General features: G+C 68.4%; 19 protein-coding genes. 14 read left to right on the top strand and 5 right to left on the bottom strand.

The window, feature by feature from the left end:
- Positions 1–322 precede the first annotated feature (322 nt).
- Positions 323–568, top strand: a complete 246-nt coding sequence (locus tag MFF58_RS24160; RefSeq protein WP_238291562.1) for a hypothetical protein — start codon at positions 323–325, stop codon at positions 566–568.
- Positions 568–708 (top strand): hypothetical protein, encoded by a 141-nt coding sequence (locus MFF58_RS24155; protein WP_238291561.1) that lies wholly within the window; start codon positions 568–570, stop codon positions 706–708. Before MFF58_RS24160 ends, MFF58_RS24155 begins: the two co-directional genes overlap by 1 nt.
- A gap of 85 nt (positions 709–793) precedes the next feature.
- On the opposite strand, the gene MFF58_RS24150 is transcribed toward MFF58_RS24155, so the two are convergent.
- A complete protein-coding gene (locus MFF58_RS24150) occupies positions 794–1,024 on the bottom strand; it encodes a hypothetical protein (RefSeq protein WP_238291560.1) in 231 nt (76 codons plus the stop codon).
- A 506-nt stretch (positions 1,025–1,530) separates the two neighbouring features.
- Between MFF58_RS24150 and MFF58_RS24145 the strand changes: the two genes are divergently transcribed.
- From MFF58_RS24145 to MFF58_RS24120, 6 genes are all read left to right on the top strand, one after another.
- Complete coding sequence (locus tag MFF58_RS24145) at positions 1,531–1,815, top strand: hypothetical protein (protein WP_238291559.1); 285 nt, start codon at positions 1,531–1,533, stop codon at positions 1,813–1,815.
- Between the two features lie 320 nt (positions 1,816–2,135).
- Complete coding sequence (locus MFF58_RS24140) at positions 2,136–3,908, top strand: ethylbenzene dehydrogenase-related protein (protein ID WP_238291558.1); 1,773 nt, start codon at positions 2,136–2,138, stop codon at positions 3,906–3,908.
- 15 nt (positions 3,909–3,923) lie between these two features.
- On the top strand, positions 3,924–4,961 hold the full coding sequence (locus MFF58_RS24135; protein WP_238291556.1) for a 2Fe-2S iron-sulfur cluster-binding protein: 1,038 nt from the start codon (positions 3,924–3,926) through the stop codon (positions 4,959–4,961).
- A gap of 75 nt (positions 4,962–5,036) precedes the next feature.
- Complete coding sequence (locus MFF58_RS24130) at positions 5,037–5,846, top strand: PstS family phosphate ABC transporter substrate-binding protein (protein ID WP_238291555.1); 810 nt, start codon at positions 5,037–5,039, stop codon at positions 5,844–5,846.
- Positions 5,843–8,704 (top strand): putative bifunctional diguanylate cyclase/phosphodiesterase, encoded by a 2,862-nt coding sequence (locus MFF58_RS24125; protein ID WP_238291554.1) that lies wholly within the window; start codon positions 5,843–5,845, stop codon positions 8,702–8,704. Before MFF58_RS24130 ends, MFF58_RS24125 begins: the two co-directional genes overlap by 4 nt.
- A gap of 360 nt (positions 8,705–9,064) precedes the next feature.
- The gene (locus tag MFF58_RS24120) at positions 9,065–9,205 is read left to right on the top strand and encodes a hypothetical protein (protein WP_238291553.1); all 141 of its coding nucleotides are present in this window, start codon (positions 9,065–9,067) and stop codon (positions 9,203–9,205) included.
- 384 nt (positions 9,206–9,589) lie between these two features.
- On the opposite strand, the gene MFF58_RS24115 is transcribed toward MFF58_RS24120, so the two are convergent.
- Together MFF58_RS24115 and MFF58_RS24110 are read right to left on the bottom strand one after the other, a co-directional pair.
- Positions 9,590–11,596, bottom strand: a complete 2,007-nt coding sequence (locus MFF58_RS24115) for an adenylate/guanylate cyclase domain-containing protein (RefSeq protein WP_238291552.1) — start codon at positions 11,594–11,596, stop codon at positions 9,590–9,592.
- An 851-nt stretch (positions 11,597–12,447) separates the two neighbouring features.
- Positions 12,448–13,230: a LysR substrate-binding domain-containing protein gene (locus MFF58_RS24110; protein ID WP_238291551.1), complete on the bottom strand. Its 783-nt coding sequence runs from the start codon at positions 13,228–13,230 to the stop codon at positions 12,448–12,450.
- A 448-nt stretch (positions 13,231–13,678) separates the two neighbouring features.
- On the opposite strand from MFF58_RS24110, the gene MFF58_RS24105 reads away from it, so the two are divergent.
- The 3 genes from MFF58_RS24105 (at position 13,679) to MFF58_RS24095 (ending at position 16,984) form a co-directional block, all read left to right on the top strand.
- A complete protein-coding gene (locus MFF58_RS24105; protein WP_238291549.1) occupies positions 13,679–13,957 on the top strand; it encodes a hypothetical protein in 279 nt (92 codons plus the stop codon).
- Between the two features lie 332 nt (positions 13,958–14,289).
- The gene (locus tag MFF58_RS24100; protein ID WP_238291548.1) at positions 14,290–15,990 is read left to right on the top strand and encodes an ABC transporter transmembrane domain-containing protein; all 1,701 of its coding nucleotides are present in this window, start codon (positions 14,290–14,292) and stop codon (positions 15,988–15,990) included.
- Complete coding sequence (locus tag MFF58_RS24095) at positions 15,974–16,984, top strand: efflux RND transporter periplasmic adaptor subunit (RefSeq protein WP_238291547.1); 1,011 nt, start codon at positions 15,974–15,976, stop codon at positions 16,982–16,984. The genes MFF58_RS24100 and MFF58_RS24095 overlap by 17 nt, the downstream gene beginning before the upstream one ends.
- Before the next feature lie 464 nt (positions 16,985–17,448).
- On the opposite strand, the gene MFF58_RS24090 is transcribed toward MFF58_RS24095, so the two are convergent.
- Positions 17,449–18,384: an AraC family transcriptional regulator gene (locus tag MFF58_RS24090; protein ID WP_238291546.1), complete on the bottom strand. Its 936-nt coding sequence runs from the start codon at positions 18,382–18,384 to the stop codon at positions 17,449–17,451.
- A 709-nt stretch (positions 18,385–19,093) separates the two neighbouring features.
- Positions 19,094–19,711 carry a dihydrofolate reductase family protein gene (locus MFF58_RS24085; protein WP_308445481.1) on the bottom strand — a complete coding sequence of 206 codons (618 nt, stop codon included), beginning with the start codon at positions 19,709–19,711 and terminating at the stop codon, positions 19,094–19,096.
- 559 nt (positions 19,712–20,270) lie between these two features.
- Here MFF58_RS24085 and MFF58_RS24080 point away from each other — a divergent pair.
- Genes MFF58_RS24080 through MFF58_RS24070 form a run of 3 tightly spaced genes read left to right on the top strand, consistent with a single transcriptional unit; the run spans position 20,271 to position 22,875 of the window.
- The gene (locus tag MFF58_RS24080) at positions 20,271–20,789 is read left to right on the top strand and encodes a MarR family winged helix-turn-helix transcriptional regulator (RefSeq protein ID WP_373323383.1); all 519 of its coding nucleotides are present in this window, start codon (positions 20,271–20,273) and stop codon (positions 20,787–20,789) included.
- 2 nt (positions 20,790–20,791) lie between these two features.
- Entirely contained in the window at positions 20,792–21,160 is a 369-nt protein-coding gene (locus tag MFF58_RS24075; protein WP_238291544.1) for an antibiotic biosynthesis monooxygenase family protein, read from the top strand.
- 29 nt (positions 21,161–21,189) lie between these two features.
- Complete coding sequence (locus tag MFF58_RS24070; RefSeq protein ID WP_238291543.1) at positions 21,190–22,875, top strand: FAD-dependent monooxygenase; 1,686 nt, start codon at positions 21,190–21,192, stop codon at positions 22,873–22,875.
- Positions 22,876–23,071: the final 196 nt, after the last annotated feature.

Below are 23,071 nucleotides of genomic sequence, written 5' to 3'. Positions count from 1 at the left end.
GTCCTTCAGCTCCTGCGCTGATCGCACGCCGATCGCGCGCCCATCCCGGGCGCGCCACATACCAGCGGCCGGCCGGGGAAACCCGGCCGGCCGTTCTCGTGCGCGGTCGCCGAACGGAATCGGCCCACGGCCCGCGGGAGCAACCCGTCCCCCCGTCGGAGGTCGCGCACGCGCCGGCCCGGCGTCCCGGATAGCCGTGATCCGTCTGGATGAGCGCGAACGGTCCCCTGCGGCTCCGGGCCGGCGGGGTTGCCAAGCTTGACCATATCGGCCAGCCTGTACGTAAGTAACGGGCAGCGACCCGCTCAACGCAGGAGGATTGATGCTGGTCAACCACGAGCGCCGACTTCTCAACAAGGCAGCAGAAGCCCGTGATTACCGGATTTCGATCCGCAAGAAGATCGACGACCGGTGGCCCGCCGACCACAGTCGCCTCACCGCACTGGAAAGCCTCGGGCATCTGGAGCGGATCGGCCGATCCGGGACCGTCGACGAGGCGCTCGCGGTCTGGCAGCTCACGGCGTCCGGGCTGACCCAGTTGCAAGCGCTCGTTCCGGTCGGCGCCTGATGGCCTCGGTCAAGATCCGCGCCGTCAGCGACGGAACCTTCGCGGTGTACCGGGACGGAACCGCGGTCGCGTCGGGCCTGACGCGTGATCAGGCCGAACGATGCGCCACGATCCTGGGCTGGATCGCTCAGGGGAGTTGAGGATCGGTGCGCACGGACGGTCGCGCGAAGGGTGTCGTCGACCGCCCGGCCCGCCCGCCGTCGACGGCCTCGGACTATCGCACGATCACTCGGCGGCTTGGGCCGAGGCCGGTCCGACACCGGCCTCCTGGCGCAGGCGTGCGAGAATGCGCTCCCGCGTGCGAGGCTCGGTGATCGAGCTCCACAGCCGCAGCAGCTCCCAGGTCATATTCGCCGGATTTGTATCGCTTTCGGGCCGGTAAAAAGTTTCGACGGGGCAGCCGACAACTTCTGCAATCGCGATCAAGCGCCGGGAAGCGCGTTCTTCGCTGGTCATCGGAGGTGGTTATCCTACGCGAAACCGGTCCGGACCAGTAACACTCCCGGGCGAAGCGCCACAAGTGATCAGGATGGACCAGGATTGGTTCATCTGCACCAGAGGCTTCGGCTCCATCCGCGAACGGACGAGATCTGAGGTCCGGCCGACGGGCCGCCCGCGGTCGCGACGCACCCGCCGATGGATCGTCGCCCCACGCAGACCGAGCCTCCGGCAGCAGCACCGCGGCGGGCAAGACGGCGGCGGGCAAGACGGCGGCGGGCAAGACGGCGGCGGGCAAGACGGCGGCGGGCAAGACGGCGGCGACGCGTGCCCGATCCCGACAGCATACAGGGCACCAAAGCCGGACCATCCGCTCATACTCTCAACGAATGCTTCTTTGAGCGCGGATCCTAAAACCTAAGCTGAAGCGGAAGCTTGTCATTAACCAAATGTTAACCAATGGGGCGTAGGAGGATGCTGACAGCGATCGATGGTACCCGCTGGACCTTTGGGCAGAGGCTACGATGCTTCTCTTGGTTGCGGTTGCGATCGGCAGCGGCCTTGTCGCAGCCGCCATTCTGGCTCCGATCAGCCTCCTGGCGGCATTGATCGTCGCACCCCTGGCGGGGAGCTTCGCGGCGGTACTCGGCTGCTTCGCCATTGCGTGGCGCAGCACCGGCAGCCATCGCGCGCGCCCATCCCTCGACGCCCAGACCGACGCGATGGTGGCCTCGCTTCGCGGCATCGCGCAGCAGGGTGCGACGTCTCCCGTCCCGAAGGTCCGCGCCGACCGCCACAGGGCGGCCTGAGCCCCTCCCCCGCCGTGAGCGGTGTCCGGGCCATCGGGCGGCCTGTCGCGGGCGTCGTGCCCAGGATGCGGCTCCGGCGGATCACTGCGCCCTGCCTCGACGGTGAAGTCGCATCGCGTCGCGACCGCCGCCCCGCCTCCCGCCCACCGCGCGCCGGTTCCGGGGCCGGCTAGTCCGCCCGATGCACCGGCCATCAGCGCACCGGCAAGCGAGACGAATATAAAGACTGATAAGCTTGGCAATAGCGGCCCGGCCGCGCTATGCTTATCGGAATGCTAATACAGCACTGGCGATACGTGTAAGCGATCGGAGAGAGTTGGATGGCGGACACACTGAGCCTCGCGCCGCCCCCCTCCGACGACGGCAACGCCGTTCCTGAATCCAAGTCTACTTCAAACGCCCGCGCCGATCGGCGACCCCGTTCCGACACCGGCACGATCGTGATCCACTGGATCGTCGCCATCGCGATGATCGCGAGCTTGATCACGGGGCTGCGCATCTCCGCCGATGCGCCCATCGCCCGGACCGCGAAGTTTCTCGCCCCGTTCCTACCGCAAGGTGAGGTCTGGACCGTCCACTTCGTGGCGGGTCTCAGCCTGTTCTTCGGGATCACGGCCTATCTCGTCTATCTCGTTCGCGGCCGGCTGACGGAGCGGAACAGCCCGTCCCGCATGCGCGCCGTACTGGTCGGCGGCGGGTCTAAGGCAGCCCGCAAGGCCCGGTGGGGCGGCATCAACGTCGGACTCCACTGGCTGATCTACGCCGTCACGCTGATCCTCACGGGGACCGGCGTCGCGCTCTACCTCGGCTACGGCGGATGGGTCGTGTGGCTGCACGCCACCTGCGCGCTGGTGTCCCTCGGATACATCGTCGTCCACACGCTGGCGCACTTCATGTACGGCGGGTTGTGGCAGCTCCTGCGGCTGTTCCGCCCCGCACCCCTGGTCGATGGGACCGTGCGTCGGCGCCGGCCCCTGCTGGCAGCGGCCGCCCTCGGCATCCCGGTCGTGGGCGGCCTTGCCTGGGCGGACGTCGCGGGCCGCTCGACCCTGGTGGTGGACAAGGTGTCGGCCGGTCCCGATGTCAGCAAACTCCTCGACGATCCGGTCTGGCGCACCGCGCGTCCCGTCTCGGTGCGGACGATGCAGGGCAGCAACTTCGGCGGCACCGGCGAGACCACCGTTGAGATCCGCGCCGTGCGGGACGACGCGAACGTCTACTTCGCCTTCCGGTGGTGGGATCCGTCGCAGTCGCTGAAGCGGGTGCCGCTGATCAAGAAGGAGGACGGCTGGCACCTCCTCGACGTCAACGCCGCGCGGGCGGACGTCACCGCCTACTACGAGGACAAGTTCGCGGTGATCTTCTCGCGCTCGGACGCCTTCGGCAGCGGCGGTTCCACCCATCTCGGTGCCAAGCCCCTCCCCGATGCACCGGCTCCGCTGAACGGCCGCGGTTACCACTACACGACGGACGGCAGCTACATCGACATGTGGCAGTGGAAGTCGGGCCGCGGCGGCATGCTCGGCGTGGTCGAGGACATGCATATCGGACCGCCGACCGATCCGACGGCCGCCGAGCGCGCGGTCCAGGGCCGCTATCAGGCCGGCTACTGGGGCGACCCCGGCACCAGCGCCTATCGCTACAATTTCCGCTTCGAGGGTCCCGGCGGCTACACGGGTTCCGTCGAGCCGCTGCGGCTCCCGAAGGATTGGCGCGTGACGAAGACCAAGCTCGGGACCGTGGACCTGGATCCAGACGCCGGCGTATCCGAGGGCGCCGCGTGGTGGATGGTCGAGAAGAGCGACACGGTTCCCTATTCGAGGGACGTCGACGCGGAGATACCGGTCGGGACGGTGATTCCGGGCGTGCTGCTGACGGACGGTTACACGGGCGACCGGGCCGGGATCTCGGCGGCCGCCCATTGGGCCGATGATCACTGGACCCTGGTCGCCTCGCGCAAGATCGCGACCGGCAGCAAGTACGACGTGGATTTCCTGCCCGGCAACCTGTTTTACCTGTACGTCTCGGCCTTCGATCACACGCAGACGCGCCACACCCGGCACATGCGGCCGGTCGAAGTCCTGATGCGCTGACGGGGAGCGCCGATCATGGCCGCACGGGTCGATCTCGTGATCAACGGGCGGCGAGTCTCGGCCACCGCCGGGCAGACCCTCCTCGATGCGGGTCTCACCGGCGGCCGGGTGATCCCGCACGACTGCGCCACCGGCCAATGCGAAACCTGCCGCGTCCGGATCCATTCGGGCACGGTGGACGAGGCGGGCACGCGCATCGGCGACACCGTGCTCGCCTGCCGGGCACGACTCACGAGCGAGGCCGCGATCGAGTTCGACGAGGTGCCCGACGTCGTCCGGCGCGGCGGTACCGTTGAGAGCCTCGTCGAACTGACGCCCGAGATCGTCGAAGTCACGGTGGCGTTGCGCAAGCGCCTCGCCTACCTGCCGGGACAGTATGTCCGTGTCGCCTTCGCGGGCTTGCCGGCGCGCGACTACAGCCCCACGCTGCGCTCCAACGGCTCCGGCGAACTGAACGAACTCATCTTCCAGATCCGCCGCCAGGACGGCGGCACGGTCTCGTCGCACCTCGGCGGCCGGATCGGTCCGGGGAGCGCCGTCAAGGTCGAGGGCCCCTTCGGTCACGCCTTTCACCGGCTCGGGCGCGGCCGCCTCGTGATCGTCTCGTCCGGCGTCGGCTGGGCGCCGGCCTGGGCGGTCGCGCGGGCGAGCCGCCTGCGGGAGCCGGCGCGCGCCTTGCTGGTCGTGGCCGGCGCGCGCGATCCGCACAACCTCTACATGCGCCCGGCGCTGGACTGGCTGCGTGAACGGGGCGCGATCACGATCCTGACCTGCAGCGGCGCGCATCCGCCCGGCGATGCGCGGCCGGGTCGGCCGACGCTTCATCTGCCGATGCTCACCGCGGACGACATCGTCGTGGCGGCCGGCCGACCGGAGATGGTGGCCGCCGTCCAGTTCCTGGCGGCAGCCGCCGGCGCGACCTGCTACGCCGACCCGTTCTACGCGGCCGACCGGACCGCCGCCGCGAGCAATCCGGCGGACCTCAACTTCATCCAGCGCCTTCTCCAGCGCGTCTCACGTAATCAGAAGGCCAAAACCGAATCTGTCGCCTAGCGATTCATCAACCACAGCTTGATTGCGATATATTCGGTGACGCCAATTTAATTATTCAGGCCGCAAAATCCGGCCATGGCTTCTGCTTTCGTCTGCCTCCGGCACATCTCCGCAGGCGTTCTCGCGGTCTTCGCCCTGACGTGCAGCGCGCGGGCGGAGGACCTTGCTGTCGTCGGCACCGGCGACGGGATCGAGATGCTGCAGGCGGTTGCAACCGCCTACAATGCCGATGCCGGCGGAGTCCGTGTATCGGTGCCGCCGAGCATCGGCTCCGGCGGCGCCGTCGCGGCCGTGGGCGGCGAGCGCCAGAAGCTCGGGCGCATCGCCCGTCCCCTCACCGAGGCCGAGAAGGGTCAGGGCCTCATCGAGGTTCCCCTCATCCGGATCCCCTCGGCGATCTTCGTGCACCGCGACGTCGGCGTGGCGAGCCTCACGAGCGCGCAGGCGGCGGCCATCTTCTCGGGCACGATCGAGAACTGGAGCGCGGTCGGGGGCGCCGATCTCAAGATTCGCGTGGTCCGGCGCGAAGACACGGACAGCACCCTCGCCGTCCTCCGGTCGAGCATGCCGGGCTGGCGCGATCTCGTGTTGACCAGCCGGTCGAAGACGGCGACGACCACGCAGGACGCCATCGAGACGGTGCGCCAGACGCCCGGCGCCATCGGTTTCGGCCCCTTCTCGCCGGCGCTGGTGGGTGACCTCGCGGTCCTGTCGATCGACGGCAATGCCCCGCGCGATCCGGCCTATCCCAGCGCGGTGACCCTCGCCCTGATCTACAAGGCCGCCACCCGGGACGCGGCGGCCTCCGACTTCCTCGCCTTCGCGACATCCGATCGCGCGCGGCACCTGCTGGCGGAGCGGGGCGGCGCTCCGCTCAAGCCGTGACCCACAACCCCTTCTCGCGCTCCCTTCGCGCCCGCCTCGTCGGCGCGACGCTGTCGACGGCCGCGATCGCCCTCACGGCCCTCGTCTCTCTGGTCGCGCTCCGGTCCGGACAGACGCTGAGCGAGCAGGGTCAGGAGATCTCCCGCTGGTCCGAGGCCCAGCTCTCGGGTCGGCTCCTCAGCGACGCGAAGCTGGCGGCGGCCCGGCTCCAGATGCAGCGCGAGGACGTGGAACGGCGCTTCGCCACGATGGCGAAGCGCTGGGACGTGTCGAAGGCGGTCTTCTCCGGCAACACCGTCGCGGCGTCGGAGCTCATGCGGCCCGCCCTGGCGCTGGCCGATATCGACGGCGTCATCGCCTTCGACATCAACCTGCGCGCGCTCACAGCGGACCGTGTCGACGCGGAGTTGCTCTCGGCCAACACGGCGCTCGGCCGCACGACGCTGGCGTCGTCGTTGCGCGCGATGATGTCCCGGAACGACAGGGATCGCTCGGTCGGCTTCGTCCTGACGCTGCACTGGGACGAGGCGCTCGCCGGCGCCTTGGCGGCGGACGAGAGCGGCTCCGTCGCCGACATCTTCGGCCAGCCGCTGTTCGACGATTTCGGAGAGGTGATCGGCGGGCTCGTCGGCTACCGGATCCTTCGCCCCCGCGAGACCACCCTGGAAGCCTTCTCGGCGCTGAGCGGGCGCGACGTCCTCATCCTTTCAGGATCGCGCGTCCTCTCCTCGGCCGGTGCCGAGATGCCGGATGCGGCCCTCGGCGCGCCCTCCCGATCCGGGCTCCAGACCGTCCTCGGCGCCGAGAAGGTCGCGCGCTGCATCCCGACGGAACACGATATCCGCCTGTGCGTCGCGGCGCCCCTCCGGGAGCTGGATCAGATCAAGGACAAGGTCGTCGGGATCGGCGAGGAGAGTTCCCGCTCCCTGCTCACCACGCTCTGCGTCGTGGCGGGGCTGACCCTGTTCCTCGTCGCGATCGTCCTGCTGTTCCTGTCCAACCGGATCACGCGCCCCCTGGTGCGGATCACCCAGACGGTCTCCGAAGTGGCGCGGGGCAATTGGCACGTGAACGTGCCCGATGTCAGCCGCGAGGATGAGGTGGGCGACATCGCTCGCGCCGTCGTCGTCCTGGAACATTCCCTGGCGGAGCGCGACCAATTGCGCGACGACGTCTTCCGCAAGAACGCGATCCTGACGCAGCGCGAGGTGCAGCTCGAGGAGCAGAACGAACGGTTCGACGCGGCCCTGAACAACATGTCCCAGGGCCTGTGCATGTTCGGCGCATCCGGCCGCCTGAAAGTCTTCAACGCGCAATTCCTCGGCATCTACGGGATCGCGCCCGAAACGCTCGGGGCGGGTCCGACCCACGCCGAAGTCAAGGCGATGGCCGGGCTCGTGGATCAGTTCGGCCAGGGCCGCGGCGTCCAGGGGCGCGTGACGACCGCGACCCTCGCCGACGGGCGCTGCGTGGAGATCACGGTTCAGCCCATGGCCGATGGCGGCTGGGTGGAGACGCATGAGGACGTGACGACGAGCGTGATCGCGCAGGCCCGCATCACCCACCTGGCGACCCACGACGCCCTTACCGGGCTCCCGAACCGCGCGCTGCTGGCGGAACGCTTGGCCGCCGCGTTCTCGGAACACGCTCAGGGCGGGCGGCCGGTCGCCGTGATCTGCCTCGATCTCGACGACTTCAAGGGCGTGAACGACACCCTCGGACATCCGGCGGGCGACGACCTGCTCCGGCAGGTCGGCGCTCGTCTGACGGCCCTGAGCCCGCCCGGCAGCACGGTGGCGCGCCTCGGCGGCGACGAGTTTGCCCTCGTCCTGTCGGGGTCTGACCTCGCGGACGGAGCACTGCGTCTGGCGGAGGAGGCGCTGGCTCAGCTCCGGCGCCCGTTCATCATCGCCGACCAGTTCGTGGCCGCCGACGCGAGCCTCGGGATCGCCGTGTCGTCCGCCCTGGACGCCGAGGGCGACGACCTGCTCCGCCGCGCCGACCTCGCGCTCTACGTCGCCAAGGCCGAGGGGGGCCGGCGCGTGCGCGCCTTCGAGCCTGAGATGGAGGAGCGTCAGCATCAGCGGCGCTGGTTGGAGCGCGAGCTGCGGCTGGCGATCGACAGCGGGCAGATCGAGCTGCACTACCAGCCATTGTTCGAGCTCGCGACCAACACGGTGACGGGCTTCGAGGCTCTCGCCCGCTGGCACCATCCGGAGCGGGGGATGATCTCCCCGGGCGAGTTCATCCCGGTCGCCGAGGCCACCGGACTCATCGATGCGCTCGGTGTGTACGTCCTCAAGACTGCCTGCGCCGCCGCGATGCAGTGGCCCGGTACTCTGCGCGTCGCCGTCAACATCTCGCCAGCACAGTTCCGGGAAGGCAACCTCGATCAGCTCGTCGAGGAGGTCCTGCGGACCACCCAGTTGCCGAGCCAGCGCCTCGAACTCGAGATCACGGAATCGGTGATCCTGAACCAGGATCAGGCCACCCACGACATGCTGACGCGCCTGCGCCGCCTGGGCGTTCGCTTCTCGATGGATGATTTCGGCACCGGCTATTCGTCCCTCAGCTCGCTGAACAGCTTCCGCTTCGACAAGATCAAGCTCGACCAGTCTTTCGTACGGAACCTGATGGAGCGCGACGAAGCCGCCGCGATCGTCCACGTGGTGGCGGAACTCGGCCGCAGCCTGAAGATCACCACCACGGCCGAGGGCGTCGAGACGGCGGAGCAACTCGCGCGGTTGCGGGCGAGCGGGTTCTCCGAGGTACAAGGCTATCTCCTGAGCCGGCCGATCCCTGCCGCCGGAGTCGCCGCTTTCATCCTCGCGCAGAACAACCTCAGCGCCGCCGCCTGATCTGCGGCACCGGGACGGCCGCGGCGACCGGCACCCGCAGCATCGCCCACCCGCGGCGTAACAGGCAGGCCGAGCAGCCTCGTCGCGCGCCCGGGGGTCAAGGGCGGCACCGACCGCCGGACGGGCATCGTCCGCATCCCGGGTTGAATCGGCGTCCGGGTATCCCGGTTCGGCGCCGGGCGCGCGGAAATTTCGTTGCTGATCAGACACAATCCGTCCCCGGATCGCCCGGATCCACACGGATTCATTTCCGGCAGCCGAATACTCTGTTACGAAGACTGCAATTCACCGACCGGACGGCTAACAGCCGCGTCCTTACAATCAACGGCATTGACGAAAACAATGTTCGCACTGAGCTTGTTGAGCCTCGTCCTGGGCATCGCCCTGACATGCTCGGTGGATGTCTGGCCGAATCGGATGGCCCTGGTGGAAACCATCGGCGGGCTTTTCCTTGTCCTGGGCCTCGGGCTCATCGGCTTCTGTCTTCCGGTCTTCCGCTGAGACCGTCGCTCGCAGGTCGACGCATCCGAGGGTGATCGGCGCAAAGCCGTCGCGGAGACTCGGACGGTCGACCTTTGCCGGAGGCGGCTCCGGCGTCGCGCAACCCAAATCCAAGGTCGCCCACCGCCAGTGCGGGGCTGCGATCCGCCGGCGCAGCGCCGAAATCCGCACGATCATCCCCCGGCCGAAGCCGGAGCGGCCTCATTTGCGGGCGTCACACAGCGCCTTGCGGTGGTGCGGAGAAACATCGTCATCGTTCGATCGGGCAGAAGCAACGCGGACGCCGCCCTACGCGGCAGGCAGTCCCGTGGGATTAGGAGCGCTCACGCGCCGCATGGATCTGAAACCGTGTGAGACCGGGCGCGGTAGGGAGGCGACGCGCCCTCAATCCGTCGGGCCTTCCGGAAGGCCCGCCATGCGGGCGCCGTCGGCGATGCGCCGATATTCCTGAAGAAAGGTCGGATCCTGGGAATAGTCTGCGCTGATCATCGTCTGCAGATTGTAACCGGGCATCAGTCGCAGGACGTTCTCGATCGCTTTGCGAGCGTCTTCCTTGTGGCCGAGCCAAGCGTGCGCAGCAGCGAGATCGAGGTAGGCGAAGAAGTACGGCGCGCGCGCGACGGACTTGTCGCACCACCGGATTGCGTCCTCCCACTGCGCCAAATGCGTGTGTGCGTGGCAGATATAGTATTCCCAAGCGTTCAGCAGCGGATCCCTCGGGCTCAGTCGGATGGCGCGCTCGACATGGTCGAACGTCTCCCCCGCCTTGCCGGCCCAGAGTTTCATGATGCCGGCCAGGGCATGCGCGATCGCCATGTTGGGATCGTACTCGATGGCCGTCGCGATCTCCCTCTGCCCGGCCTCGAATTCCTTCGTGGCGCGGAGCACCTCGGCTTTCACGTAGTGGGCCATCGGGTTCTGTGACGACGCCTCGAGTCCCTCGTCGGCCAGCTTGGTCGCCAAACGTCGGTCACCCGCGATGTCCTTGCTCACCTTGGTGTTGACGGCTTGTGCGATGGCCCTGGCCAGACCGATCTTCGCCTGCGGATTGTTCGGGTCGAGTTTGAGGCTTTGCTCGAATCTCGTCCTGGCTTCCGACGTGTTGGCGGGCGAACGAGGCCGGTTGAGCGCCGCCCACCCCAGCATGCTCAGGTCGGCGGCGTTCGGATCGCTGGCCCGCTCCCGCAGGATCCGCAGGCCTTCCGCCTGGCTCAGTTGGACATCGAGCGAGCGCGCGAGGCGGGCGACGAATTCGGCCTGTATCTGTCCGAGGCGGCTTCGCTCACCCTCGAAGCGGTCGGCCCAGACATGCGCGCCCGTCTCGGTGGAGATCAGCTGCGCGTTGAGGACGATGTGATTGTCGGTCCGCCGGACGCTGCCCTCCAGCACGTAGCGCACACCGAGGTCGCGGCCGACCTGCTTCACGTCGACGGCCTTGCCCTTGTAGGTGAAGGCCGTGTTGCGCGCGATGACGAAGCTGCCGACCAAGTGCGACAGGTCGGTGGTCAGGTCCTCCGTCAACCCGTCGGCGAAGAAGTCCTGCTCGGGATCCTGGCTCAGGTTTGCGAACGGCAGAACCACGAGCGACAGCGGCGGCAGCGGCTTGGGCGGCAGGCCGTTCTGCACGGCCAGCGTGGTGTCGGCCCGCGGCCCCTGGCCTGCACCCAGCCACCAGGCCAGCCCCCCGACCGCTCCGGCGGCCGCCACGGCGACGAGCAGCGCCGCGCCAGCGATGCGGCGAGCCGGCCGGGTGCGGGCGGGTGGCGCCGCGGCCAAGCCGGATCGGGCCGTCCCGGGCCCCGCACCGGGGCGGTCATCGACGTCCCCGTCCTCGTCGTCCGTGTCGTCGTCCGGCGGGACGAGCGCCTGGACGGCGGCGGCGGAGAGCGCGAACACGCCCACGGGCCGGGCGATGTTCTTCAGGTCGAGCTTGCCCCGATCCTCGAACCGGTAGGGCAGCCGGTCACGCACTTGGTCGTGGACCGAGCGCGAGACGCACACGCCGCCTGGTTCGGCCAGCGGCTCGAGGCGCGCGGCCACGTTGACGCCGTCGCCGAACAGGTCGCCGTCGGGCTGGGCGACCACGTCGCCGACGTTGATGCCGCATCGCAGCCGGAAACGCCGCTCCTCCGGCAGGCCCGGCTCGCGTGCGGCCATCGCCCGCTGGATGTGCACCGCGCAGGTGACGGCGCGCAGCGGGCTGGGGAACTCGACCAGCAGGCCGTCGCCCATGGCCTTGACGATGCGGCCCCTTGCGGCCTGGATGGCCGGGTCGGTGACCTCGCGGCGCAGCGCCTTCAAGCGCCGGATCGTGCCGGCCTCGTCGGCGCCCATCAGCCGGCTGTACCCGACGATATCGGCCACCAGGATCGCCGCCAGTCGCCTACTCATCGCCGTGTGGCCTCACACGCATCCCACCCGGGCGCACGCAAAGCGGGCACGACCCGTGACAGCGATGGTCATAGCATCAAGGCGACCGCGTCAAGCAGACCCCGGCACGTCACGACTGATCTTCACCGCAGCCACACGGGTCAGCGCTGCCCCGAAAACAGCACTGGTGCGCTCCAGGCATCCTGCCTCAGGATCAGGATCACCATAGAGGCCCGGAGACCCGTCATTCGCCGCGCAGATCTTGATCGTCTTGCTTCCCGGCCACCGTATTTTGTTTTTATACCTCAACGCAATGAAAGATGGCGCCTTCATAATGACATTGCAGTTTATGTTGTACGTCGGCAGGAATTATATTTAAAACGACTTGGTGACACGAAATGGATGTTTGGCCCCCCCTGCGAGGAACGAGCGCACGATCGATCGACGCATTGGCGTCGTCCAGAATGTGCGGAAACGGATCAGGAAGATCGAGTCCATCCAGCGGCCGGCGGCAGGCGAGAGGAGGTCAGCTGAAGGCGGATCGCCCAGAGCGGACGCGGATTGAATACCGGCGCGATCCTTCGATCCACCGCCCTGGCGGAGGGGGCGTCCGGCATACCTCGGCACGCGCATGTTCGTGGGAGTCCCGTCTGGCTCACTTCCACCGGGAGAAAACCTGAATGGGTATGTCCGGTACTCGCCGGCGACCCTACAGAATGCGCTTCCCCCGGAACACCTGCGGGCCGCAGCGCCACGACTCGGACGCCGTGCATTCCCCGGCGTGCGGCGAGCTCGCCATCATCGCCGACGCGGGATCGGACCCAAGGCCGAGCGCAGCAGGCCGCCGGACTGCGCGCAAGTGCCTCTGGTCCTCACGGCACGAACACCGCAGGCGCCACGACGCGCCGCTCCAGCGCCGCGACGATGGTCGCCGCCAACAACTCAGCCGCCGGCGAGACATGGCCCGGCGCTTGGTAGAGGACGATCTCCGTATCGGGGAGTTTCGGCAGTTGGAGGCAGCCCGAAACCGACACCATGTCCGCGGGGATCATTTCCGTGGGCAGCACCGTCACCCCGAGCCCGGCTTGCACGGCGGCCTGCAATCCGGCGAGGCTCGGGCTGGTGTAGACGATGCGCCAGTCGCGTCCGGCGACATCGAGGGCCGACAGCGCGCGCTTGCGATAGACGTCCGGCGCCGGCGAGAGGACGAGCGGAATCGGGTCGCCGGCTTCCGCGACGAGACGCGGCGACGCGACCCAATCCAGGACCTCCCGCCAGACCCTGGTCCCGCCGCTCGGACCCTGTGGCTCGCGCTTGAACAGGATGAGGTCGTACTTCCCCTTCGAGAAGTCGTCGAGGAGGTTGACGGTGAAGTCGCAGTTCACCTGGAGCGCGACATGCGGATGGGTGCGAGCGAAGCACGCCAGAACCTCCGACAGGTGCGTGGTCGCGAAATCCTCCGGCGTGCCCAGCCGGACGAGACCCATCAGTTCCGGGGTGACGATCCGGGACAGGGCCTCGCCGCCGAGCTTGAGGATCTGGCGCGCGTAGGTGAGCAGAACCTCGCCTTCGGGCGTCAGCTGCAGCTCCCGGCCGTCCCGGTCGAACAGGCGACGGGAGACGCCCTCCTCCAGGCGCTTGATCTGCAGCGACACGGTCGACTGCGTCAGGCCCAACCGACTGGCCGCGCGTGAAGCTCCCGTTGTCGGCGATGGCGACGAAGGTGCGCAGCAGGTCGAGGTCGAAGGGCAACGGCGGGCCGGGCATCGCCGTCAAATCATCTCAACGGGGCGAGACATCAAGCTCGGGCCTTCAGCCTCCGCCAAATCCCCGGCACCCGTACTGGTGTGATGTGACGAAACACACACGATCATCGGCCCGAGTTGAACAATGGGGATTAAATATACAGCAGCCCGCGCGATGCATTCGTCGTCATTTGTTTTCCAAATGAGGGCCATTGAAGTTGCGAAATTGCGGTACGACCCGGGCGCCGCCAAATCATTTGCGTGGATGAGGCGGAACTGTCCGCAAGACTGCGGTCTCCCTGCCCGCCTCGATCCACGGACAGCGCGTTACGAGCGCACAATTGATTGGAGACAAGCGATGAAGGCGTCGAAGAAGTTATCCATCCTGTCGGTCGCGGCCGCGCTCTGCGTCGCGCCGCTCTCCGCCGCTTTCGCCGACCTGCGTGTGGGCACTCCGTCGCGGCCCCTTCCGCGGACGACCTGGGATGGGCTCTCGACCGGCTCGATCGTCACGGGGGACGTGCTGACGCCCACCGTCGGCGGCTGCCGGAGAAGCTCGGCCCAGGAAGGCAATGCCGACCAGCAGCACTTCCCCGTGCAGCAGTACGGACAGACGTCGGGCGGCTACCGCTGCTGAAGCGGGCGCATCGCCTCGACCCGACGGCCGGCCGCAATCCGGTACGGGCCGGCATCAAATCGGTCCGCCGTGCCCCCGACATGGCGGACCGTGCGTGCGACCCTCGCCCTCGAGGGTCTCCCACCGGCATCCGCCGAACGCCCTCCGGTGAACCGCCAGCCGGCTAAATCGGACCGGACGAGTTCGCGCCCGGGATGGGCCGGCGGTACCGGGTCGACTCCGCGCTCGCGCACCCCGACGATTTATCCGCGTCTCCGCGGCCATGCCCGGCAACGTGGCGGCGGCATGGCCTCCTCGCACGCCCCCGACCGGATCTGAAAGGTCCTCGACCCATGGATGCGATCAAACACACGCCCCTGACGTTGACGGAAGCCTGCAGGCTCATCGCGCGTCTGCTGAAGCCGGAAGCCGGATTCATCTGGACGGCGGTCGTCTACGGGGTCGCCGTGGCGCTCCTGGGCCTCGCCGTGCCGGTGTCGGTGCAGCTCCTGATCAATTCGGTGGCCAACACGGCGCTGCCGGCGCCCCTGTTCGTGCTGTCCGGGCTTCTGCTCGGGCTTCTGCTCGCCGCCGCCCTGCTCAGCGCCGCGCGGATCTACGTCCTTGCGCTGTTCGAGCGGCGCGTGTTCGCGAGGATCGTCGCAGAAATCACCTTGCGTGCGCTCCACGCGAAAGTCCCGAACTTCGACGAGACAGGGCGCCGCGACCTCTTCAACCGCTTCTTCGATCTGATGACGGTCCAGAAGGCGGTCCCGCATCTCCTGGTCGGCGGCTTCGCGATCCTTCTACAAGCCGCGATCGGACTCGTCCTGACGAGTTTCTATCATCCGTTCTTTCTCGCCTTCAATCTCGTCGTCGCCGCCGTGCTGCTCGGCATCGGGTTCCTCTGGGCGGGGCCGGCGGTCCGGTCCGGCGCGGCACTGAGCCATGCGAAGCACGGGACGGCGCGTTGGCTGGAGAGCGTCGGCGCTTCCAACGGCTTCTACCAGCACGGTAATCGGCTCTCGGCCGCGATGGCGCGCTCCGAGGCGATGACCGCCGCTTACCTGCGGGCGCATCGCCGGCATTTCCGCCACACCTTCGCGCAGACCATCGGGTTCCTCCTGGTCTACGCAGTCGCCAGTGCCGCCCTCCTGGCCATGGGCGGATGGCTCATCCTGCAGGGGCAATTGTCGCTCGGGCAGCTCGTGGCGGCGGAACTCGTCCTGTCGGCCGCCTTCTACGGCATCTCCCAACTGGGCTCGCATGCGCGGGCCTTCTACGACCTCGTCGCGGCGCTCCATGAATTGTCGCTCTTCGAGGGGATCGAGGCGGCGGACGGGGATCAGTGGACCGGCCCCGGCCCGGCCAAAGGAGACCTGCGCCTGCGCGAGGTCGAGGTCGAAGGCTGCCGCCTCGACTTCGCGGTCGAGAGCGGCGAGATCCTCGCCATGCCCGCCGACGAGAGGCTTGAGCGGACGGTCGCGGCGCTCCTTGAGCGACGGGTTCGGCCGCAGCGCGGGTGGGTGATGGTCGGCGGAGCCGACATCGCAGTTTATGGTCCGGACGCGCTGCGGGCGCAGATCCTCGTGCTGGATCGGCCGACGCTCGCCGAGACAACCATTCGCGAGGTCCTGTCGCCGGTCGAGGGCCAGGATGCGGTTACGATCCACGATTGCCTGGAGCGTGTCGGCCTGGCCGAGCGCCTCGGGCGCCTGCCCTCCGGCCTCGACACGCCGCTCTCCGTGTCCGGCGCGCCGCTCTCGGTGGGGGAAGCCGTCGCGCTGAAGCTGGCCGCCGCCCTTCTGCAGCGGCCGAAGCTCGTCGTCCTGTCGACGCTGCTCGACCTGCTGCCACCGGACCGCGTCGCGGCGGCGCTCGCGAGGTTCCGGGAGATGGGCACGACGGTTCTGCATGTCACGCGTCGCCCCCGACAACCGATCCACGACGGCCAGATCCGGCTGGGCTCGCACGGCTATGTGCGCGCCGCCGACCCGGAGGACCGGCTCGACAAACCCGTGCTGAGGGAGAGGACCCATGCTGTCGCGGCCTGAACACCTCCGACACTTCCCGAGCCTGACCTCGATCCGGCCGCCCCGCGCGGCGGCCGTCCTGACCTGGATCATCGGCATCGCGATCTGCTTGGCGGTCCTGATCCTCCTGTACGTGCCCTGGGTGCAGACCGCGGCCGGAACGGGGCGCGTCATCGCCCCGAATCCCGCCGACCGCGTGCAGACGGTCACGGCCTTGGTCCAGGGCCGGGTTGAGCATTGGTACGTCGAGGATGGCCAGCGGGTTCGCGCGGGGGACGCGATCGCCCAGCTCATGGACAACGATCCGTTCCTGCTGAAGCGGCTCGCCGCCGAGCGGGAGCAGATCGAGGCCGAGATCGCTGCAGCGGAGCAGGGAGTGCAGGTGGCGGAAAGTCAGGTCAGCCAGACCCGCGAGGCGGCCGAGAAGGGCTTCGTGACGCGGCGCAACTTCGAGGCCGCGCAGATCCGCGTGGCGGAGCAGCGCGCGAAGCTGGCGGAGGCGAAGGCCAAGCTCAGCCGGCTCGAGGTGACCGTGAACCGCCAATCGGCGCAACTCGTTCGCGCGCCGAGGGAGGGCCGGATCCTACACATCAACGCGGCGGCCGCCGGCACGCTGGTCAACGCGGGGGATACCCTGGCGACCCTTGCGCCGCTCGCGCCGACCCGCGTCGTCGAACTGATGGTCGACGGGCGCGACGTCGCCCTGATCCGGCCCGGCCAGAGCGTGCGCCTCGCCTTCGAGGGCTGGCCGGCGATCCAGTTCAGCGGCTGGCCGTCGGTGGCCCAAGGCATGTTCGACGGGCGGGTGCGCGCCGTCGACCCCTCGGCGCAGCAGAGCGGCCTGTTTCGCGTGCTGGTCGAGCAGGACCCCGACCGGTCCCCGTGGCCCGACTACGATTTCATCCCGCTGGGTGCCAAGGTGCGCGGCTGGATCCTCATGGAGACCGTGTCGATCGGCTACGAACTCTGGCGTGTGCTCAACAACTTCCCCCTGGAGTTTCCGAGGGCGCGCTGAGATCCGATCTGAACGATCGCGTCGGGATCGACGATCGACGGGACGACGATAGCTTTCCGGTTCTCTCCTCCGAAGCGGACCGGCGGCTTTCGACGGGCGTCGGCTGTCGCACCGGCGCTGGTGAGCATCCACGACGGATGGATCTCCGCCGGGCCGCTTCCGGGTGCTTCAGAGAAGCGGACGTCGCCCCTGCGCCGGCTCTCGACCCGTCTCTAACGTTCGGAACGTCCGCTGGCCGGCCTTCTGATCGGTCCTGAACGACCGGACCCGGCCGGAGGCGGAACGGATTACCTCCCCGAAGCCGTTTCGCAGCGGTCTGGCGACCGCGTCTACGCGACGGCGATCCATTCTAAGATGGGAATGAGCCGTTCATGTCGTTGGGCCGGACTGCGCTCACGGCCGGCGGCTACTTCGGCTGCGGCATCGCTCGAGGGAGCTCGTTTTCGACAGGAACTCCGCTCTCTTCAGGCACCCCCGACGGACGCCCGGTAGTCGCGCGGACTCAAGCCGTACGCCTGCCGGAACGCACGACTGAGGATGGCGCTGTTGCCGAAGCTGTAAGCCGCTCCGATCTCGCCGATGGACCGCCGCTCGAGGGGATCGGTGAGCGCTGCTCGTACGGCCCCGAGGCGCTGGCGCGCGAGGTAGCGCGCTATCCCACCCTCCGGCTCGAACAAGCGGTAGAGCTGCGAGCGGGACATGCCGAGCGCCTTCGCCATAGCGTCGATGCGTAGCGGCGTCGCCAGATGGGAGCGGAGGTACTGCTTCGCGATCCTGAGGCGCGCCGCATCGAGCGGTGCGCCCGCCCGCGCGACGCCCTCCAGGCTCGGGCGCACGCAGGCCGCGATCATGTGGAGCGTCGCCTGGGCGAGATGGCCGGCGTCCACCGCGGCGATCGCGTGTCGGTTCGCCGCCAGGCTCCGCATGTGATCGGCGAGCAAGCGCCCTGAACCGCCGTGCAGGAGCAGCCCGTGCAACGCGTCCTCGTCGGGCAGCAGGGCGGCGATGGACGAACGCGGAAGCGCGATGATCAGAGAGTCCGTCTCCGGCACCCGGCTGCGCCGGTAGGGCTGCGACAGATCGTTGAGGCTGATGGCGCCCGCCGGAACGTCCAGCACGCCGCGCTCGGTCTCGACGGTGTAGGCGTGCTGGCTCAAGTAGAGGACGAAGCCGTCCATGCCGTCGCGCCGGATCTGCGGCCTCGACCGGCCCGGCCCCTGTGGCGCGGCGTTCATGACGCGCAGGGCGACCGCACCGATCTGGGCGGTCTCGATGCTGCCTGAGAAGTCTTGTGGGTCGGCATCGAGATCGTGGGCGGAGAACAGGGTGCGCCAAGCATCGAAACGGTCGCGCTCGGGCAGACTCTCGGTCGTGAAGAGGGAGCTGGGTACGAAGCTCACGGTATCGGTTCTGCTGTCCCGGAATATCGGGTCTCTCTAACCTGTATTTTGCGGCCAGTCAGTTTCATACGGGACACAGTCGACGTTCGCGTATCGCGTCACCAAGCAGACGGCTCGCAATGGTGCGTTGCGCGAGCCGGTGCGCTCGATCGAACGTTCCACGTCCGCCCGTTATGTGCCCGGGGTTGCACGTCATAGAAGACTCACGGACTGCGCGAATGCTGAGTTCCGGTATCCCTGGGGTACGCCGGCGTACGCTGTCACATCGTCCGCCTCCGAGAGGCGGTCGCGCCGGCTGATCGGCGCCGTTGGGAGCCAACCGGCAGTTCAGCTTTCAGGCGTAGCCCCAGTGGCGGCTCACCACCCCGAGCCGGAGGTGCTGAACCACCAGCGATCGACCGCTTTCGAGATGCGCCGATCCCCGCTGGAACGGCCGAGATGGGTCGCAAGCCGACCGACCGCCCGGGTTGGATTTCCGCCAGTCTGCCTCGGAGAGACAATATTCGTGGGCGGACATCGCCACCGCGCCTGTCCCGACCCCTCGTAGAAGTTCGGCTCGTGATGGCTCGGCATGAGGATCGGACTGCCCTGCCCCCGCGATCGGCCTCACACCGCCCGTGCTGGCAGCCAGCCAAGGTCTCCACCGCCGCACGCTCAACGCGTGGGTGCTTTGTCCTGATTGATGGAGGCAGGCGATCGATGCCGATCGCTAATCGGCGGGGCGCCCGCGATGCGCAGATCCCCGAGCTGTGTGCGATGCGGCGTTGCGCCCGTGTTCGTGCCGATAGTGCAGGGAGACTGCGCCATTGCCGAGCGGCGTCGCGGAGACCAGCGCGAGCCGTCGCGTCCTGGGCAGGCCGCCCTGGTACAGGGTCGGGCCGCGTCCGGCGATCCTGGGGTGGATCAGGAGCTTGTACTCATCGATCAGATCAAGCCGGTCCAGCTCGGTCGCGAGCTGGCCACTACCGAGGAGCACGCCCGCCGGCGTCGCATCCTTGAGCCTCTGTACGCCTGTTCTTAGGTCGTCACGGATGTGGTGGCTGTTGGTCCACGGGAAGTCCTTTCGCGTCGACGACACCACGTATTTCGGCTTGTCCTCCAGCTTGACCGCCCACGCCCGTATCGTCGGCGGCGCCTCCACGTCACCGCGCGCCACCGCCGGCCAGTGGCTCTCCATCATCTCGTAGGTGATGCGGCCCCACAGCATCGCCCCGCACCCGTCCATGAGGCGGGTGAAATACGCGTGTGTCTCGTCGTCGGCGATCCCCTCCCGGTGGTCGACGCAGCCGTCCAGGGTGGCGTTCATGCTGAAGGTCAAGAGTCCCATCGGGCGAGCCTAGGCCAGAAGCTCGAAGAGACGTAGGGCGCTTGCCCGCGGTCGATGCTCGACATCCGCTGCGGGTCACGTCCGCCTCATACAGAGCGTCAGGCGAACGCCCCCTTCCCACCGTCAGCCGAACGCCCGACGAAGGGCCGCTCAGGGGATGCGGCGACGGCTACCCACGTCTCCGGCATGAGTCGGGAAGGGCCTATCCGCTCTTCAGCAATCCCTGTCCGAAGGGGACCGGCGGTCTTCGGCTAGGTTCAACTCCCGCCGACAGCTCACCGCGCGTCCGCGTCGGGTGGCGGTCTGCCGGTCCGCTCCGCAGCACGAGAGACGGCATACGGACAGCGTCGCGGATTCGCGCCGGCCGTTTCCCGCGCAGGACGCGGCGACACCTTTAGCCGCACGCCGTGCGGGAACGGCCGAACCTCCCCGCGAGCTGCCGCGATCTGACGGAGGACCGCGCATCGATCCCAGCGTTCGGCCAAGGAGAGGACACCAACGAAATATGACAACCTGTTGTCGTATTGACCGATCTCGTCGAATCGTTATGGTGTCTGCCATGGACACAACGACAGGGGCCGCCGCGCCCGATCAGGCGCACCTTCGCCGCGCGTGGACCGGACTCGTCATCGAGGTCTTCCGCATGAACGGCGACTTGCTCGCCGCGGGCGATGCACTGGTCGGCGACCTCGGGCTGACGAGCGCCCGCTGGCAGGTGCTGGGCGCCATCGCGCTCTCGGCGGCCCCCCTCCCCGTCGCCCACATCGCCCGCAACATGGGTCTGACGCGACAGGCGGTTCAGCGCTTGGTCGACGACATGCGGACCGAGGGCTTCGTCCGCCTCGCCCCGAACCCGCATCACCGGAGAGCCATGTTGGTCGTTGCGACGGAGCGGGGAGAGGCTGCCTATCGCACGGCCATCGAACGTCAGGAGCGCTGGGCCGACGACCTTACGGCCGGTCTGTCGCCCGAGGGGTTCGAAGCCGCGAGCGCCCTGCTGCGCGAGATGCAGCGGCGGCTCGACACGGCGCAGCCGGCGCCCGCCGCACGCCGCCACCCCCAGACCCAAGGAGCCTGAACATGCCGACGTTCGTCGAGATGGACCGCACCGTCACCCTGGCCGACCAACTGACGGTGGAGGACGGTCCGGTCGTCCTGATCAACACCTTCGTCGTCCAGGCCGCGGATGCCGACCGGCTGGTCTCCGCCTGGACCGCCGACGCGGAGGTCATGAAGCGCCAGCCTGGGTTCGTGTCGACCCAGCTGCATCGCGGCCTCGCCGGCAGCGGGGTGTTCCTGAATTATGCCGTCTGGGACAGCGTCGCCGACTTCCGCGCGGCCTTCACCAATCCCGAGTTCCGGGCCCGCCTGTCGGATTACCCCGAGGGCGCGACGGTGAGCCCGCACCTGTTCCGGAAGGTAGACGTGCCCGGCATCTGCCCGGCGTGAGCCCCTCCGTTCCCGAGCCCGAGCTTTTCATGTCCCGCGACATCCTTCCGGACACCCTGGACGCCGACGTCATCGTCGTGGGCGCCGGTCCCGTCGGCCTGACCACGGGCTGTGCCCTGCGCCATCACGGCGTCGACTGCCTCGTCCTCGAGGCGCGGACCGAAGGTCGGGCCTATTCCCGGGCCAACAACCTCTGGGCGCGCCCTCAGGAACTCTTGGCCGGCGTCGGCCTCCGCGACGCCCTCGCCGAGCGCGCCTATCCCATTCGCCTCGTCAACTTCTTCATGAACGGAACGCAAACGACGCCGATTCCGATCGACGATGTCGCCAGCCCTTACCCGAAGGTCCTGTACAGCGGGCAGGACGTCATCGAGACGACCTTGGCCGAAACCTACGAAGGGCGCGGCGGCCGGATCGAGCGCGGCTGCAAGGTCGTCGCCGTTGCCCAGGACGCGGACGGCGTGACCATCACGACGAGACGCGGCGAGGAGGGACCGGATGGCCGGCTGCGCTGCCGTTACCTCGTGGCCGCCGACGGCGCCAAGAGCACGCTGCGCCCGCAACTCGACCTGGATTTCGAACCCGAGCGGTTCGAGGGCCGGATGAACCGCCAGGTCGACGCCAAGCTCTCCTGGCGGCGTTCACTGGAGCCCGATCAGCTCTGGTTCTTCTACTACGAGCGCGGCTTCTGCGGCGTGATGCCGGTCTGGGGTGGCTATCACCGGCTGTTCTTCCTGGCCGACGACGCCGACGTGCCGGATCGCGATCCGACGCTGGACGAGGTCCAGGCCGTGGCCCGCGCGGTCACGGGCGACGAGACGCTGACGCTCACCGACCCGCAATGGCTGACCCACAGCCGATTTCAATACGGCGTCTCGCCGGCCTACGCCCGTGGTCGCGTATTCCTGGCCGGCGACGCCGGCCACCTGTCCCTGCCCATCGGCGGCCAGGGCATGAACGCCGGCCTGCACGACGCAGTCGAGATCGCGTGGCGGCTGGCCATGACGTTGCGGGGTCAGGCTACCCCGGTACTGCTCGACTCCTACGACGTCGAGCGCGGCGGCGAGCACGCCAGGCTCAGCGAGCAGCAGGCGAAGGGCTTTCGCCGTACCGTTTACCGCGGCCCCCTGACGGATGCGGCCCTCGGCTTGGCGACCAAGGTGGTTCCAGGCCTCGGCGCCCTGCTTCAAGGTACGGACGACCTGCAGCAGCTCTCGGTGCGGTATCCGACGAGCCCGCTCAGCGAGGATCACCTCCAGGGGCTGAGCCATCTCCTTCAACGCGGGCCGAAGCCCGGCGAGCGGGCCCCCGAGGCGGAAGTGACCCAGGATGGCCGAACGACCTCACTCTTCCCGTTCTTCTACAACCCGGACGGGCGGACCACGGGTTGGGCCCTGCTGTGCTTCGACGGGGGGGCTTCGGAGGCGGGCGCCTCGCTGCGCGCAGCCGTCGAGGCCGTCGCGCCCTGGAACTGGGTGCGACCGCGGCTCGTCCTCGCCGGCCCGCTCCTGAACGGCGCTGACGTGCCCGTGCTGTCGGATCTCGACGGAAAGGCTCACGGGGCCTACGGCCTGGAGTGTCAGCCCGCTATCGTCCTCATCCGCCCCGACGGCCACATCGCCTTTCGCGCTACGCCAGACCGGACAGACCATCTGGCGGCATACTGCGGGCGAATCTTTGGCCCCCGAGGGGTCCCCGCAGCATCGTCGTCCTGACCGCCTTCGGGACCGGAGTTGGAATCGAACGCGGCCAGCCCGGGCAGCGATGGCGGTGAAGCACCGTACCGGTACGGTGCGGACGCTCTGCACCGCGAAGGGTTTCTACCTCAGTCGCGTGACCGGTCCGCGTGGATTCGCGACACTCTGCTTCGGCGAAGCAGTGCGAAACAGCGGACGCTGCCGTTTCACCCGC

Source organism: Methylobacterium longum (assembly GCF_022179385.1).
GTDB lineage: Bacteria > Pseudomonadota > Alphaproteobacteria > Rhizobiales > Beijerinckiaceae > Methylobacterium > Methylobacterium longum.
This window is presented reverse-complemented; position numbering and strand designations above follow the sequence as displayed.